The organism is Streptomyces sp. NPDC002536 (assembly GCF_053594995.1).
Genome location: NZ_JBSFWU010000068.1, coordinates 1 through 16165, shown reverse-complemented (window position 1 = coordinate 16165; position 16165 = coordinate 1). Strand labels below are relative to the sequence as shown.

Here is a 16165-nt window from a genome sequence, read left to right as displayed (position 1 = left end):
ACAAGAGACTTATTTTTTCGGCCAGTTGAGGAAGAATTACATGGATGCTCGCCCGCTGTACCCGCTCAGCGCCCACCAACGGGACATCTGGTTCTCGGACGCCCTGTCACCGGATTCGCCGCAGTACTCCATCGTGCTGCGCGAGAAGTTCTCCGGGAACCTCGACCTGGAGGCTTTGAAGGCTGCTGTCGAGTACGTGCTGGCGCACAACGACGCGTTCCGGATCCGCATCGACAGTGCCGACGGTGAGCCCCACCAGTGGCTGGAGCCCGGGGAGCCGCAGCTGGCGGTGCTGGATTTCCGGGCCGGGAGCGACCCGGAGGCGGCCTGCCGGGCCTGGGCCGACGAGCGCAGGACGGTGCGGCTGCCGGTCCCGGGCGAGCGGCTGTACGACGCCGTCCTGTTGCGCGCGAGCGACACCGAGGTGTATTTCCAGCTCACAGCCCATCACCTGATCTCGGACGGCTGGTCGCTGAGCGAGACCAGGAAGCAGATCCGGGCCCGCTACACGGAGACGGTCCGGGGCGGGGCGGCCACGGGCCCCGACGCGCCGTCGTTCGTGGACTGCATCGACGCGGACACCCGCTATCGCGCGTCCGAGTCCTTCGCACAGGACCGGCAGTTTTTCGCCTCCGCCCTGTCCGGCGCCGAACCCCGGCTCTTCACCCGGAAGAATCCCACCGCGCCGCTCGGCCACCGCACCTCCTTCGTCATCGAGGGCGAGGTGATCGACCGGATTCTGGCGGACGGCAACTCGCCGTTCACCGTCATTGCAGCGGCCTTCGGCACGTGCCTCGCGCGGGCGCACCGGGCCGACGAGGTGACGCTGGGCGTCGCCATGCTCAACCGGCACTCCGCCGAGGAGCGGCAGGCGCTCGGCGTGTTCGCCAATGTGCTGCCGCTGCGTGTTGCGGCCGACGGCAGTCGGTCGATGTCCGAACTGGCCGAGCAGATACGGACGTCGGTGCGGGGGCTCCAGGAGCACCAGCGGCTTCCGCTCTCGGACGTGTTGCGCGACTGGTGGTCCTCCGGGCGTTCCGGTCCGCTGTTCGACGTGACGATCAGCTATCTGCACTTCCCGGAGCCGCCGGGTGTGCCGGGTCTGTCGGTGGACACGCACATGGCGCTGGAACTCCTCGACGGCAATGCGCTCGCGATCGTCGTCCACGCCGGCGAGGGCGCCGGCGAGGTGAAGGTCGACCTGGTGTACGCCGCCGACGTCTTCGACGACGACTTCCCCGTCGCCGAGGTCGTCCGGACCGTGCAGGCGCTGATCAGGCAGGGAGTCGACCTGCCGGACTCCCCGGTCGGCGCACTGCCCGCGCTGGCCGGCGTACGGACCTCGCCGCACGCCGGTGTACAGCGGGACGGGGAGTGCCCGCCGGAGTCCGGTGACGGCACCCCGCGCAACGCGATGGAGGCCGAGCTCGCCGCGGTCTGGGCGGACGTGCTGGACCTGCCCTCGGTCGGCATCCACGACAACTACTTCGTGCTCGGCGGCGATTCGATCACGATGCTGAAGATCCGCGCCGGGGGCGAGCGCAGGGGCATCCGCTTCTCCGTCACCGACATCATCACGGGCCCGACGGTGGCGGAGCTGGCCGCACGGGCGGTCCTGCACTCCGAGGACGAGCCGGAGGCGCCCGCCGTGGCGCCCCTGGAGCTGGTCCCGGCCGTGGACCGCGGACGGCTCACCGCCTTCGAGGACGCCTTCCCGCTGTCCCGGGCACAGCTCGGGCTGCTCTACCACAGCCGCAGGCACGAGAACTCGGCCGTGTACAACGACGTGTTCCGGTACTCGGTCGCCGTGGCCTGGGACGAGGAGGAGTTCCGGGCGGCCTTCGCCGGGCTGGTCCGGCGCCATCCGGTCCTGCGGTCCTCGTTCGACCTGGCCTCCTACTCCCAGCCGCTGCAGCTCGTGCACCACCAGGTGCAGGGCGGGCTGAACATCGTGGACCTGCGGGCCCTGCCCGAGGCCGAAGCCGCCGCCGCCGTCCGGTCGCACATCGAGGAACGGCGCTTCGTCCGGTACGAGTTCGAGCAGGCGCCCCTGTACCTGTTCCAGGCCCACGTCCGCGACGACGCGGTCGAGCTGGTGTTCAGCTTCCACCACGCGATCCTCGACGGCGGCAGCGTGGCGAACCTGATCACGGAGCTGTTCCAGGACTACGCGCACGGCATCGGTGCGGACGTCACGGCGGTCCCGGACGGTGCACTGCCCTCGCCTGCCAACCACGTCCGCGACGAGCTGCTCGCCCTGGAGTCGGCGGACAGCCGGGAGTACTGGCGCAAGACCCTGGACGGCGTGGCGGTGCCGCAGCTGGACGGCTTCCGTCTGTCCCGGGGCCCCGGCCGTACGGAACTGGTCGTGCACAACGTCGAGTTGCCGGAGGCCGTGCAGGAGTCGGTCCGCCGGTTCGCCGGGGAGCACGAACTCCCGGTCAAGTCGGTGCTGTTCGCCGCCCACTGCCTCGCGCTGGGGTCGCAGTTCTCCGCGGAGGACTACGTCACCGGCCTGGTCACGCACGGGCGGCCCGAGCTGCCCGACGCGGAGCGGATCGTCGGCCTGTTCCTCAACAGCATGCCGGTACGGGTGAACACCTCCGGGCTGACCTGGCTGGAGACCGTGCGCGCACTGTTCGCCCAGGAGCAGGACAGCCACCCCCACCGGCGCTATCCGCTGAGCGCGATCCAGGGCGACGACGGCGGGGAGTTCACCCTGGAGTCCGCCTTCAACTACGTCCACTTCCGCCAGCTGACCTCGGTGCTGCGGCTTCCCCAGGTGCGGCTGCTGGACTTCCGGACGTGGGAGGAGACCAACTTCAAGATCCTGGTCAACGCCTACGTCGATCCGGTCGACGAGAGCATCCGGCTGCGCGCCGACTTCGACGGGACCGTCTTCACCCCCGACCACGCCGAGTTGTTCGTCGACACCTACGTCCGGGTGCTGCGGCGCATGACCGAACGCCCCCAGGAGACGGTGGACTTCGGGTTCCTGGCACCGGAACCGGCCGCCGTGCCCGCGGTCGCCGCCGAGGCACGTCCGGACGTGGTCACCCTCTTCGCCGAGCAGGCCGCGCGCACGCCGGACGCCACCGCGGTGGCCTTCGACGGCGGCCGGTGGACCTACCGGGAGCTGCAGCAGGCCGCTGACCGGGTCACCGGTCACCTGCGGGCCGCCGGCACCCGCACCGGCGACCGGGTCGCCGTCGCCCTGGACAGGTCGCCGGAGCTGATCGCGGTGGTCCTGGGCATCGCCCGGGCAGGTGCGGCCTGTGTCCCGCTGGACACCGGCTACCCGGTGGAGCGCCTTCGCCTGATGCTGGCGCAGGCCCGCCCCGTCCGCGTCATCGCCGGCCACGAGCACGCCCACCTCGTCGACGCGCCGGAAACCCTGCTGCCGGTGGAGGCCGTCACCGGCCGGGACCACCCCGGCGGGCAGGACCTGCCCGCGGTGGCCGTCTCCCCCCAGGACATCGCCTACGTACTGTTCACCTCCGGCTCCACCGGCGAGCCCAAGGGCGTGCAGATGCCGCACCGCTCACTGGCGAACCTGATCGCCTGGCAGAACAACGCGCCCGGCGGAGCACCCGGCGGCACGACGCTGCAGTTCGCGCCGCTGAGCTTCGACGTCTCCTTCCAGGAGATCTTCTCCACCCTGACCTCCGGCGGCACGCTCCGGCTGATCTCCGAGGCACAGCGGCGGGACGCCCGGGCCCTCCTCGAACTCGTCGACACCGCCCGGGTGGAACGGGTCTTCCTGCCCTACGTCGCGCTCCAGCAGCTCGCCGAGGTCTCGCACGCCCTCGGCCTGGTGCCGGGCCATCTGCGGGTCATCATCTCCTCGGGCGAGCAGCTGCGGGTGACCGAGGAGATCCGGCAGCTGTGCGCGGCGCTGCCCGGGGTGATCCTGGAGAACCAGTACGGCCCCACCGAGTCGCACGTCGTCACCAGCTTCAGCATGGCCGAGCCGGCGGGCGCGTTCCCCCAACTGCCGCCCATCGGCAGGCCGATCGCGGGCTGTGCCGTGCACGTGCTGGACGAGCGGCTGCGACCGGTGCCGGTCGGGAGCCGGGGCGAGATCTACCTGGACGGTGCCTGCCTGGCCGACGGCTACACCGGCAGGCCGGAACTGACCGAGGAGCGCTTCCTGCCGCACCCGTTCACCGGCGAGGGCCGCCTGTACCGCACCGGCGACCTCGGCCGGGTGCTGCCCGGCGGCGACATCGTCTGCCTCGGCCGGGCGGACTCGCAGGTGAAGGTGCGCGGTTTCCGCGTGGAGCCCGCCGAGGTCGAACTCACGATCACCGGCCGCCCGGACCGCTTCCCGGGCATCGGCGAGGTCGCGGTGGTGGCCCGCCGGCGGGAGGGCACGGACGCCTTCCTCGCCGCCTTCCTGGTCCGGGACACGGGCAGGTCGGCCCCGGCCGACGTGGAGCAGATCCGCGCCGAGCTGCGCCGGACCCTGCCCGAGCACCTGGTGCCCTCGCACATCCAGTGGCTGCCGGCCCTGCCGCTCACTCCGAGCGGCAAGCGGGACGACGCGGCGTTGCGCCGCATCCCCCTGCAGACCGGGACGCCCGACGAGGACGCCGCGCCGCGCGACGCGTACGAGCGGACGCTGGCGGAGATCCTGGCCGAGCTGCTCCAGGTGTCCGGGGTCGGGGTGCACAGCGACTTCTTCGACCTGGGCGGCACCTCCCTGACCGCGATGCGCCTGATCGTGCTGATCAAGCAGCGGTACGGGGTGGACATCCCCATGTCACGGTTCGTCACCACTCCCACGGTCGGCGGCCTGGCCGAACTCCTGCGCTCCGGCGGGGCGTCGGCCACGTTCGACCCGCTCGTGCCCTTCCGCACCGAGGGCACCCGTCCCCCGCTGTTCTTCGTGCATCCGGCGGGCGGCAACGTGCTGTGCTTCACGCAGCTGAACCGGCACCTCCCGGCCGACCAGCCGTTCTACGGCCTCCAGGCGGCCGGTACCGAACTGGGCAGCGAGCCCCTGCGGTCGGTGCAGGAGCTGGCGAGCAGCTATCTGAAGGCGATCCGGAAGGTGCAGCCGGAGGGCCCGTACGCGCTGGGCGGCTGGTCCTTCGGCGGCTTCGTGGCGCTGGAGATGGCGCGGCAGCTCCAGCAGGAGGGCGAGCGGACCTCGAACGTGTTCCTCCTGGACACGGTCGCGCTGACGCCCGGCAAGCTCACCACCATCGATGACAACGCCCTGCTGACCTGGTTCTTCTGGGAGCTGCTGTTCCTGGAGCTGGGCGGCGAGTCGCCGGCGGCGCACATCCCGCAGGAACTGGGCACCCTGGCCGAGAAGTTCGAGTTCATCGCGCAGCGCGGCGTGGACCTGGGCGTCCTGCCGCCCGGCAGCTCGGCGGCGATCGTGCGCCGCCTCTTCGGGGTGTACGCGGCCAACTGGCAGGCCGCCCTGGACTACAGCAAGGAGACGTTCGACCTGGACTTCACCTTGATGCGCGCCACGCAGCCGCTGCCGCAGGTCCTGCTGGACATGCACACCACCGCGGGCACCCTGCACCGGGAGCCCGCCAACGGCTGGGGCGACCGCACCACCGGTGAACTCACCGTGGTCGAGGTCCCCGGCGACCACCTGCTGATCATGGAGGAGCCGTATGTGCCCGTGATGGCCGCAAAGATCATGCGGATGGTCGACGAGGCCACCGGCGGTGCCCGATGAGCCGGGGACCGCTCAGGGCGATCGTCGTCGGCGCGGGCATCGGCGGCCTGACCACCGCCATCGCCCTGCGCCGGGTCGGCATCGAGGTCGAGGTGTACGAGCGGGCCGGCGAGCTGCGGGCCCGGGGCTCCGCACTCTCGGTGATGACCAACGCGGTCAACGCGCTGGCGAGTCTGGGCATCGACCTGCACCTGGAGAAGTACGGCCGGAAGATCGAGCTGTTCCAGGTCAGGACCGCCCGGGGCCGGCTGATCAGGACCAGGCCCTTCCCCGACGTCTGCCGCGACCTGGGCGCGCCGAGCTTCTGCATCGGCCGCCCAGACCTCCAGCGGGCGCTGCTCGCCCGGGCCGGCGACTGCCCGATCGAACTGGGCGCGACGGTCACCGGGTTCCGGCATTCCGACGCCGGCGTCGAGGTCCGATTCGCGGACGGGCGGGTGGCGCACGCGGACGTGCTGATCGGCGCGGACGGCTTCCGCTCCGCCGTCCGGGGACAGCTGGCCGGGCTCGACGACGCCCGCGACGGCGGTTACGTGTGCTGGCTGGGGATCGTCCCCTTCTCCCACAGCCGGTTCGCCGGTGGCTACGTGGGCCACTACTGGGGCAGCGGCCAGCGGTTCGGGCTGATCGACATCGGCCACGGCCGGGCGTACTGGTGGGGGACCAAGAACATGCCCCCCGAGGACTCGCACCGCTGGCGCGGCGGCAAGGAGGAGATCCTGCGCGCCTACGCCGGCTGGGCCGACGAGGTGCAGGAGGTCGTCCGGATCACGCCGGAGGAGGACATCATCGCGGTCCCCGCACAGGACCGGCCGTTCCTGGAGCGCTGGGGCGAGGGCCCGGTCACGCTGCTCGGCGACGCCGCGCACCCGATGCTGACCGCCCTCGGTCAGGGCGCTGCCGTGGCGATCGAGGACGCGGTCGTGCTGGCCACCTGCCTGAAGGGGGCGGCCGGCGACCCCGTCCGTGGCCTGCGCCGGTACGAGGACGTGCGCCGCGAGCGGACCCGGCAGCTGGTGGTGGCCTCCCGGGCGGCCAGCGATGCCCAGCACCTGGAGAACCCGTTGCGCCGCACCGTCCGGGACCTCCGGCTGCGCTGCGCCCCGCGCCGGAGTCTGGTGGCCGGGGACACCGCCGTGCTCACCTTCCCGCCGGTCCCGGCGGTGGACCATGTCTGAGACCGTGCCCGACACGATTCCCGGGCTGTTCGGCCGGCAGGCACAGCGCACCCCCGACCGGCCCGCGGTGACCTGCGGCGAGGAGACGATCACCTACGCGGCTCTCGACGCACGGTCCACCGGCCTCGCCGCCGCGCTCCGGGAACACGGTGTGTGCCCGGGCGACCGGGTCGGCGTGTGCCTGGCCCGCGGCATCGACCTCGTCGTCTCCCTGCTCGCGGTGCTCAAGGCGGGTGCCGCGTACGTGCCGCTGGATCCCGCATACCCGCCGCAGCGGCTGGCGTTCGTGGCGGAGGACACCGAGCTGGCGGTGGCGGTGACCGACACGCAGGTCCCCGGCCTGACGTCGGTTCCCGTGACCGCCGTCGCCACCCGCCCGACCGGGGCGCTCCCGCTGCCGGAGCCCGACGCCGTGGCGTACGTCATCCACACGTCGGGCTCCACCGGGCGGCCCAAGGGCGTCCTGGTCCCGCACCGGAACGTGGCCGCGCTGCTGGCGGCCACGGCCGGGGAGTTCGGCTTCGGCCAGGACGACGTGTGGACGCTCTTCCACTCCTTCGCCTTCGACTACTCGGTGTGGGAGATCTGGGGGTGCCTGCTCACCGGCGGGCGCCTGGTGGTCGTGCCGCACTGGACCGCGCGCGACCCGCAGGCGTTCCACGCCCTGTTGGCGGCCGAGGGGGTGACCGTGCTGAGCCAGACGCCGTCGGCCTTCGCCCCGCTGCTGCGCACGTCCGGGTTCGGCAACGGCGAACTGCGCGTGCGGCTGCTGGTCTTCGGCGGTGAGCCGCTCGACACCCGCGTGCTGGTTCCGTGGTTCGAGCGCTATCCGGACACCCGGGTGGAGAACATGTACGGCATCACCGAGACCACCGTGCACTGCACCCGGCGCACGCTCACCCTGCAGGACGCACGGCAGGGCATCCGCTCGGTCGGGCGCGCGCTGCCGGGCTGGGCCCTGTACGTCCTGGACGAGCAGGGGCGGCAGGCCGGCCCGGGGACGCCCGGCGAGATCCACGTCGGCGGCGCCGGGGTGGCCGACGGCTACCTGAACCGGCCCGAGCTGACCGCGCAGCGGTTCGTCCCCGACACGATCACCGGCGGTGCCGGCATGCTGTACCGCAGCGGCGACCGCGGACGCGTGCTGGAGAACGGGGAGCTGGAGCACCTCGGCCGGCTCGACGACCAGGTCAAGATCCGTGGCCACCGGATCGAGCTCGGCGAGATCCGCGGCGCGCTCCTGGAGGACCCGCACGTCCGGGCCGCCGCCGCGGTGGTGCGGGACACCGCCGATCCGGCGAACGCCTGTGTGGACGCCTACGTGGTGACCGACCGGCCCGAGCGGGTAACGGCGCTCCGGGAGCAGCTGGCACAGCAGTTGCCCGCCTATCTGGTGCCCGCCACGATCACCGCGGTCGACGCGTTCCCGCTGACACCCAACGGCAAGATCGACACCGGCCGGCTTCCCGCCCCCCGCACCCACGGGTCCGCTGTCCCGGTGGACACCGGGACAGCGGACCCCGTGACCGCGCAACTGACCGGCATATGGCAGCGCCTGCTGGAGGAACCTGTCGGCCCCGAGGACAACTTCTTCGAACTGGGCGGCAACTCCCTGCTGTTCGCACGCCTCGCCACGGAGATCCGGGAGTCGGGCCTGGGCCACGTGCCGCTGCGCGACCTGTACCTCACGGCCACCTTGCAGGACATGGCCGGACTCATCCGGTCACGCGCGGACGCAGCCTGAACACAGTGATCACGGGCCGCCGCACTGCCGGCGGCCCGTTCACTCCCCTCACAGAAAGGTACGTACCCATGCCCGTCACACTTCTGTGCGTCCCGTACGCCGGAGCCGGCGCCAGTCTCTTCCGCCGGTGGAAACGTCATCCCTTCCAGCACCTGGACGTGGCGGCGGTCCAACTGCCAGGCAGGGAGGAGCTGTTCGCCGACGGCCCCTGCACCGGCATGACCGAACTCGTCGACCTGTGTGCCGGACACATACGGGAACTGCCCCAGGACACACCGTTCGCGCTCTTCGGACACAGCTTCGGCGCGCTCGTCGCCTACGAGACGGCACAGCGCCTGGCCACCGAGGGACTGCGACTGCCCGAACGCCTGGTCGTGAGCGGCGCGGCCGCGCCCTGGCTGCCCAGGCCCGTCATGGCGGGCGACTCGCTGAGCGACGAGCAGTTCGTCGCGCGGGTCCGCGACGTCGTGGGCTACGACCATCCCGCGCTGCACGACGCCGAGTTGCGCGGCCTGCTGCTGCCGTCACTGCGGGCAGACCTGGGCATCAACGACCGGTACTCGCCCGGCTCCACCGACCCGCTGCCGGTCCCCCTCACCGTGCTGCGCGGGTCCGACGACCAGTTGGTGTCCCGGCAGGACGCGGAACTGTGGGCGAAGGCCGCCTCACGGCCCACCGAACTGATCGAGCTGCCCGGCGACCACATGTACTTCTCCCTGAACCCGAAGCCGCTGCTCACCGAACTCGACGCAGTGTTCGCCCGTTCCGCCGCCTGAGCGGCACCGCGCACGGCGGGCCGGGGTCAGACGCGGTCGGCGGCGATGAGGAGATAGTGGAAGCTGCCTTCCCGGTATGCGGTCAGGAACGCCTCCTCGATGCCGGTCGCCAGGGATGACCTGGCGCGCAGCCCCCAGTAGAGAAGGGTCTGCGCGGTCAGGTCGAGCACGGTGATCGGGACGAGTCCGTGGGCGGCGAGGGCCTTGAAATAGGCGCTCCTGGGATGGACGTTGCAGGTGTAGTGACTGTCGATGCGGCTGACGGCCGGGGAACGGTGGCCGGTCACGTCGTTGGAGCACCCGGTGATGCAGACGTAGCGCCCGCCGGGAGCCAGCAGGCGGGCGAACTCGGCGAACGCCTCGTCCAGGTCCACGTACATGGTCGTCTCGTCGGTCCACACCGCGTCCCGGGAGCCGGTGGAGAACCCGGTGTCGAGCATGTTGCGGAAGTGGAACCGCACATGCTCGGCGACGCCGTGCCGTTCCGCCTGCCGGTTGGCGAAGCCCACCTGGTACTCGGAGATGGTCACGCCGTCGACGCGGCAGCCGAAGCGCCGGTGCGCCATGAGGCCGGTGCCGCCGCGGCCGGAGCCGGCATCCAGGACGCGGGAGTCCCGCGTGAGCGGCTCCAAGTGGTCCAGCAACAGGTCGGCCTGGGCGTTCTCCATCCGGTGCAGCTCGTGGACGATCCGCCGGTCGCGGTCGGGTGCGGCGCCGTCGAGCACGGTGGAGTCGTACGGGCCTATGCCGTAGTGGTGGTGGTAGATGCCGTCGATGTCGCCGAGCAGCAGGTTGACGCTGTCGTGCCGGTGGGTGTCCCAGTAGGCGGCGACGGCGCGCTGGTAGTCGGTGCGCAGCACCTCGGCGCTGGTGGGCGTGGTGTTCATGACGGGTTCCTTGCGAGGGCGGGGCGGTCGGTGGGGGCACTGCTCGCATAGCGGGGGCTGCCCTGGTGCCAGGCGTGGTTGCCGCCGCACCAGGCGGTGATGCCGGCCAGGTAGCGGCACAGTTCGGGCGGGCCGGTCAGGCTCAGCTCGGCGGCCTGCGCCTCGAAGCGGCGCATCAGGTCGTCGTGGAGGGCGGCGCTGCGGTCGACGGCTTCCTGGAGCGGGCAGCCGTCCTCTGCCGCGACGGCGAGGGCCAGGTTGAAGTCCCCGATCGCACTGCGGCCTTCCCGGGCCACCGAGTACAGGTCGTTGAGCAGGGATGCGGCCAGGGCCGCGGTCGCGAAGGCGTGCTGCATGCGCGGGTCGGCCCATACCTGCGGGGCGAGTTCGTAGCCGCCGACCACGTCGATGACCGCCAGGCAGGGCTGGAAGCTGTTGGCCTGCCGGTTGATCAGGTACTCCCACACCGGAGGGGTTCGGGAGGCGGCACGCCAGGAGGCCTCCTGGCCCAGTGCCGTGAGCAGCGCGGTGTAGATGTGGCGGGCGCGGGCGGTCTGGACGGGGGTGGCCAGGCGGGCCAGATACTCGACCGCGGAACTCACCGCGCGCAGCGCCGGATCGTCCCGGACGGCCTGCTCGAACCCGGCGGCGAAGGGGTCCGGCAGGCGGATGCGGTCCACGGTGGCGGCGGTGATCCCGAGGCGGGATCCGGTGAGTTCGGGCACGGCTCCGAGGCCGGGGTCGTCGCAGTAGTGGTCGTCCACCGCCCAGGCGGCAAGGGTGCAGCGGGCCGGGATCAGAAGGCGCTCGACCTGGTCGGTACCAGGGTGGCAGAGCATGATCAGGCGGCCGAAGTCGGTGGCGCGGAGTTCGTCGAGCCGCCCCGGGTAGATGCCGACCTGACCCGCCCACTCGACGAGCCGCTCGTTGAGCTCCTCGCCCAGGCCCAGGTCGTCGCGCAGCGGGCCGGGACAATGCAACGGCGGAACCACGATGCCGTCGCCCGCAGGGCGCACGTGTGCGGCCGAGGTGCCCAGCCCGGTCGGGCCGCCCGGGAGGCGGGGCATCACCGGTCCCCGGCGCCGTCGTAGTGGCCGACCTCGGCGTTCTCCAGGACGCCCAGTGCACTGGGCAGCAGCACGGCCACCGAGTAATAGGCGCTGGCCAGGTAGGAGATGACGGCCTTGTCGTCGATGCCCATGAAGCGCACCGACAGGCTGGGCTCGTACTCGTCCGGGATCCCCGTCTGGTGCAGGCCGATCACGCCGCCGTTGTCCTCCCCCGTGCGCAGGGCGATGACCGAGCTGGTGAGGTGCCCGGAGATGGGGATCTTGTTGCAGGGCAGGAACGGCACCCCGCGCCAGGCGAAGACGTGGTGGCCGTCGAACTCGGTGCCCGGCTCGGTGATGCCCGCCCGGGTGCACTCGCGGGCGAAGGCGGCGATGGTGCGCCGGTGGGCGAGGAAGAACTTCGTCTGGCGTCGCATGGACAGCAGTTCGTCCATGTCGTCGGGAGTGGGGGGACCGGTCCGGGTGGAGATGCGCTGCGTGCGGTCGGCGTTGTGCAGGAGCCCGAACTCGGGATGGTTGATCATCTCGTGTTCCTGGCGCTCGCGCAGGGCCTCGACGGTCAGCCGCAGTTGCTGTTCGGTCTGGTCCATCGGCCCGTTGTAGAGATCGGCGACGCGGGTGTGGATGCGCAGCACGCTCTGGGCGACGTGGAGCGGATACTCCCTGGGGCTCGCCTCGTAGTCGACGAACGTGCTGGGCACCACGGATTCACCGTGGTGTCCGGAGGCGATCTCGATGTCCGCCTCCCCGCGCCGGTTCGTCCGTGGCCGTGGGCGGGCGGCGAACTCCTCGATGTGTGCCCGCAGGTGCGGAGCGCGGGCGGCGATCTGCTCGAAGGCGCCGCGTTCGAGCACCAGAAGGGTGCAGGGGGTCGCCGCGGTGAACGTGAACTCCCATGGCGCCTCGGCCACCAGGCACTGTTCCCCGAAGTAGTCGCCGTCGGCGAGCATGCCGTGGGAGACGGGGGTGTCGTAGTCGCCGGTCCCGGTCCTGTCCACCTTGCCGTGCGCGACCAGGATCACCTGGTCGCGCTGCTGTCCCGCGTAAGCGATCACCTCTCCGGCGGCCGCCTCGCGCTGGTCGAAGGCGCCGGACAACGCAGTGAGCACCTCATTGTCGGTGAAGTCCCGCAGCAGCGGGATCTCCCGCAACTCCTGCGGGACCACCTGTATGCGGGAGCCGGCCGTGTCGAATTCGACCCGACCGTCGCCGAGCGTGCAGGTCAGGCGCCGGTTCACCCGATAGGTACCACCGGCCACCTGCACCCAGGGCAGGATCCTCAGCAGCCAGCGCGAGGAGATGCTCTGCATCTGCGGCACGGACTTGGCCGTGTGGACGAGATTGCGCGCAGCGTCCGTACCCAGACTCGACCGCGACGACGGTATGAACTCCGGCATGACGGCGTCTGCTTCCCTTCGGTCGACAGAGGGAACCGTCTCCAGTCAAAGAGCACCCCGGCCAACCGGCCAGCCGGGCCGTGCCATTCGGGGGACGCCTCCGGGGTTGGCCGGACTGCGCCTGTCCGGCCACCACCCCGGACAGCATCCTGAGCCCCGCAAGGAATCACCCGCTCCACCTGAAGGAGGCCAGGAAGATGAAGAAATCGACCCGGTTGATGACGGTGCTGGGCGCCAGTGGGCTCCTGGCGAGCACCGTCCTGCTGACGGGCTCGACATCCGCGGGGGCCGCGAGACCCGCGGTGACCGCACCGGAACTGGCGACCTCGCAGGACGTCGTCAGACAGAGTTCGTCCGTGGTGCAGCTCAGCGCCACAGGCGGGGTCCCGACGGCGGTGATCTACCAGTCGCTGCCCGCCGGATCGTGGGTGCTGTCCGCCAACGCCTCGCTGGTGAGCTGGGCCCCCAGCGACTACACCCGGTGCAATCTGTACGTGGGCGACACGATCGTCGGCGGGGCGACCGCGATGGTCGGCGACCCCGGTGCGGGCAGCGCCGGCACGGGCACGTACGTGGCCACCGTGAGTCTCCAGGGTGCGTTCACCAGTGCCGCGGACGCGGGCGTCAGTCTGCGGTGCGGGCACGATCGCACACAGACGACGGGCGGGCTGCCCTATGTGGACCCGGGGGCCACGCTGTGGGCACACCGGAGTGACGGTCTCGGCCTGGCGAAACGCGGTCGCTGACCGGGAGTAGGCGCGCGGACGCGCCTACGGGGGCGCGTCCGCGTGCTGCGGTGTCAGGTGATGCGGCAGCCGGTGACCATGTCGAGGCTGATGCTGACCACGTGGTCCATCTCCTCGCCGATCCAGGGCTCGAGCGCCGCCTGGTAGCGCTGCTGGACGGCCGGGTCCCGCACCAGGTGGGCCTCACCGGTGACCACGACGCTCCATCCGGTGCACGTCCCGGTGTCGAACTCGTCGGCCTCGTACGCCACAACAGCCCCGTCCCGGGCAGAGCCGAGCATGGCGGCACCGGTGTGGGTCCGGATGATGACGTGATCGTCCAGGAGGACATGGTTGACCGGCCGGATGGCGGGCAGGGCCTGGTGGCTGAAGACCAGGCGTCCGATCCGTGCGTCCTTGAGGAGCTTCAGCGCCTCCTGCCGGGACAGCTCCACCGTGGTCGGCGCATCCGGCCGGGAGTCGTGCTGGAGGGAGATCCGTGCCATGGCTCCAGTCAGGCACGGCCCGCGCCGGGCCGACTAGGGCTGAACGGCCCCGATCTTCGCACCTGGGCGGTCGGCCCGGGCCGCCCCGCGGACGAGGGACCGGATGAGGGACCAATGGTCCCGGAGAAGGGCCGTTCGGACCCGGCCCGGACCGGGTCCGGCACGGCATGCCGGCAACGACCGGTCCGGAGGTACCCGCTCACGGCCGCAGTCGCGTCCGCCCGGCTGATCCCTCAACCACCCGACCGCGCAGGCACGGTGTGCGGCCCCTCCGGAACGGTCGGCGTCCGGCCGCCTGTTGTGGCTCCCCCGTCCTCCCTGGCGGCCGGACGCAAGCGCCTCCCGCGCACGAGGGCCGGTCACCGCCTGCGAGGGCCTGTTCGGCCCATGATGGGCGGGGCCCGGGCAGGCAGGATCGAACGCTATGAACAGGCACACGACCGACAACAGCCGCCAGCCGGAACAGACGCAGTCGCAGTCGCTCCCGTCGACAGGCTCCGGGGCGGCCTCTCGCCGGATGCCGGCCCCGATCGGGGCGGGCCGGAGGTTCTCCTGGCTCATGGTCGTCACCGGCGGCCTCGGGCTCCTCGCCTCGGCCGTCATCATGACGGACAGCATCAGGCTGGCCGAGGACCCGGCGTTCCGCCCCGCCTGCAACGTTGGCTCGGTCCTGTCCTGCACCGACGTGATGCGCAGCGATCAGGCTTCGCTGTTCGGGCTGCCCAATCCACTGATCGGTGTGGTGGCGTACGCGATCGTGGTCGCGGGCGGCATTGCGCTGCTGGCCGGCGTCCGTTTCCCCCGGTGGTACTGGATCGGCCTGATTCTGGGCGGGTTCGGCGGTGCCGCCTTCTGCATGTGGCTGATGGGCCAGGCGCTCTATTCCATCGGGGCCCTGTGCCTGTGGTGCTGCCTCACCTGGGCGGCGACCATCGCCTTGTTCTGGTACTCCCTCGTGCACAGCCTCAAGTACCGCATCATTCCCGCTCCGCGTGCATGGGTCCGCGGAGTGCTGGAATTCCACTGGGCGGTACCGGTCACGTGGTATGCGGTCGTCGTACTGCTGATCGCCATCCGTTTCCGGACCGCCTGGCAGTCGCTGAGCTGAACCACCGCGCATTCCCGCTGCATTCATCGCCGGGAGTGGGGCCGTTCGGCCCTGTGCCGGGGACCCCCGGCCCTGTCCGCGGCCGCACCACGCCATTGATCATGATCCGGGCCGGAGAATTCCGGCCCGGAAATTCTCTTTGGCACAGCTGGAGTTGGTGGCCTGTGGACGGTATCGGGACGCAGAGAGACGACAGGGCCGAGGTGCAGCATCCGGACAACGGGCCGGCCGTCGGGCGGAAGCCCCGAAGCACACCCGTCGCATGGCTGACGACCACCGATCACAAGCAGATCGGCACGCTGTATCTCGTCTCCGCCTTCGTCTTCTTCATCATCGGCGGCCTCATGGCCCTGCTGATGCGCGCGGAACTCGCGCGGCCCGGCACGCAGATCATGTCGAACGAGCAGTTCAACCAGGCCTTCACCATGCACGGGTCGGTCATGCTGCTGCTCTTCGCGATGCCGCTGTTCACCGGATTCGCCAACTGGCTCATGCCGTTGCAGATCGGCGCACCGGACGTGGCCTTTCCCCGGCTGAACATGCTGGCCTTCTGGCTGTTCCTGTTCGGTTCGCTCATCGCGGCGGCCGGCTTCCTCACTCCCCAAGGTGCCGCCGACTTCGGCTGGTTCGCCTACGCGCCGCTGTCGGACGCCGTGCACTCCCCCGGCGTCGGGGCCGACATGTGGATCATGGGTGTGGCGCTCTCCGGTTTCGGCAGCATCCTCGGCGCCGTCAACTTCATCACCACCATCATCTGCATGCGGGCCCCCGGCATGACGATGTTCCGCATGCCGATCTTCACGTGGAACGTGCTGCTGACCGCGCTGCTCATCCTGATGGTCTTCCCGGTGCTGGCCGCGGCGCTGTTCGCCCTGGAGATGGACCGCAAGTTCGGCTCGCACGTCTTCGACCCGGCCAACGGCGGCGCGCTGCTGTGGCAGCACTTGTTCTGGTTCTTCGGGCATCCGGAGGTGTACGTCCTCGCGCTGCCGTTCTTCGGCATCATTTCCGAGGTCATTCCGGTCTTCTCGCGCAAGCCGATGTTCGGTTACATCGGCCTGATCGCGGCGACCATC

The 16165-nt window shown here is 71.0% G+C and carries 11 protein-coding genes; 7 read left to right on the top strand and 4 right to left on the bottom strand.

Annotated features, from left to right (window positions below):
• Window positions 1–40: 40 nt before the first annotated feature.
• The 4 genes from ACWD4B_RS23435 to ACWD4B_RS23420 all read left to right on the top strand — a co-directional run bounded on the left by ACWD4B_RS23435 (window position 41) and on the right by ACWD4B_RS23420 (window position 9396).
• The gene (locus ACWD4B_RS23435) at window positions 41–5698 is read left to right on the top strand and encodes an amino acid adenylation domain-containing protein (RefSeq protein ID WP_451422574.1); all 5658 of its coding nucleotides are present in this window, start codon (window positions 41–43) and stop codon (window positions 5696–5698) included.
• Window positions 5695–6876, top strand: coding sequence for an FAD-dependent monooxygenase (locus tag ACWD4B_RS23430; RefSeq protein WP_451422573.1), 1182 nt, complete (start codon window positions 5695–5697; stop codon window positions 6874–6876). The genes ACWD4B_RS23435 and ACWD4B_RS23430 overlap by 4 nt, the downstream gene beginning before the upstream one ends.
• A complete protein-coding gene (locus ACWD4B_RS23425) occupies window positions 6869–8620 on the top strand; it encodes an amino acid adenylation domain-containing protein (RefSeq protein WP_451422572.1) in 1752 nt (583 codons plus the stop codon). Before ACWD4B_RS23430 ends, ACWD4B_RS23425 begins: the two co-directional genes overlap by 8 nt.
• A gap of 68 nt (window positions 8621–8688) precedes the next feature.
• A complete protein-coding gene (locus tag ACWD4B_RS23420; protein WP_451422571.1) occupies window positions 8689–9396 on the top strand; it encodes a thioesterase II family protein in 708 nt (235 codons plus the stop codon).
• Window positions 9397–9422: 26 nt separating this feature from the next.
• Here ACWD4B_RS23420 and ACWD4B_RS23415 read toward each other — a convergent pair whose 3' ends face one another.
• Genes ACWD4B_RS23415 through ACWD4B_RS23405 form a run of 3 tightly spaced genes read right to left on the bottom strand, consistent with a single transcriptional unit; the run spans window position 9423 to window position 12750 of the window.
• Window positions 9423–10283, bottom strand: coding sequence for a geranyl diphosphate 2-C-methyltransferase (locus ACWD4B_RS23415; RefSeq protein ID WP_451422570.1), 861 nt, complete (start codon window positions 10281–10283; stop codon window positions 9423–9425).
• Window positions 10280–11350 (bottom strand): family 2 encapsulin nanocompartment cargo protein terpene cyclase, encoded by a 1071-nt coding sequence (locus tag ACWD4B_RS23410; RefSeq protein ID WP_451422569.1) that lies wholly within the window; start codon window positions 11348–11350, stop codon window positions 10280–10282. The genes ACWD4B_RS23415 and ACWD4B_RS23410 overlap by 4 nt, the downstream gene beginning before the upstream one ends.
• Complete coding sequence (locus tag ACWD4B_RS23405; protein WP_451422568.1) at window positions 11350–12750, bottom strand: family 2B encapsulin nanocompartment shell protein; 1401 nt, start codon at window positions 12748–12750, stop codon at window positions 11350–11352. Before ACWD4B_RS23405 ends, ACWD4B_RS23410 begins: the two co-directional genes overlap by 1 nt.
• A gap of 197 nt (window positions 12751–12947) precedes the next feature.
• Here ACWD4B_RS23405 and ACWD4B_RS23400 point away from each other — a divergent pair, with 197 nt between their 5' ends.
• Window positions 12948–13496, top strand: a complete 549-nt coding sequence (locus ACWD4B_RS23400) for a hypothetical protein (RefSeq protein WP_451422567.1) — start codon at window positions 12948–12950, stop codon at window positions 13494–13496.
• A 53-nt stretch (window positions 13497–13549) separates the two neighbouring features.
• Here the strand turns inward: ACWD4B_RS23400 and ACWD4B_RS23395 are convergent, their stop codons facing one another.
• The gene (locus ACWD4B_RS23395) at window positions 13550–13981 is read right to left on the bottom strand and encodes a pyridoxamine 5'-phosphate oxidase family protein (RefSeq protein ID WP_451422566.1); all 432 of its coding nucleotides are present in this window, start codon (window positions 13979–13981) and stop codon (window positions 13550–13552) included.
• 559 nt (window positions 13982–14540) lie between these two features.
• Between ACWD4B_RS23395 and ACWD4B_RS23390 the strand changes: the two genes are divergently transcribed.
• Window positions 14541–15089 carry a vitamin K epoxide reductase family protein gene (locus ACWD4B_RS23390; protein WP_451422565.1) on the top strand — a complete coding sequence of 183 codons (549 nt, stop codon included), beginning with the start codon at window positions 14541–14543 and terminating at the stop codon, window positions 15087–15089.
• 101 nt (window positions 15090–15190) lie between these two features.
• Window positions 15191–16165: cytochrome c oxidase subunit I (locus ACWD4B_RS23385; RefSeq protein ID WP_451422564.1), on the top strand; the 975-nt coding region annotated here is incomplete at its 3' end.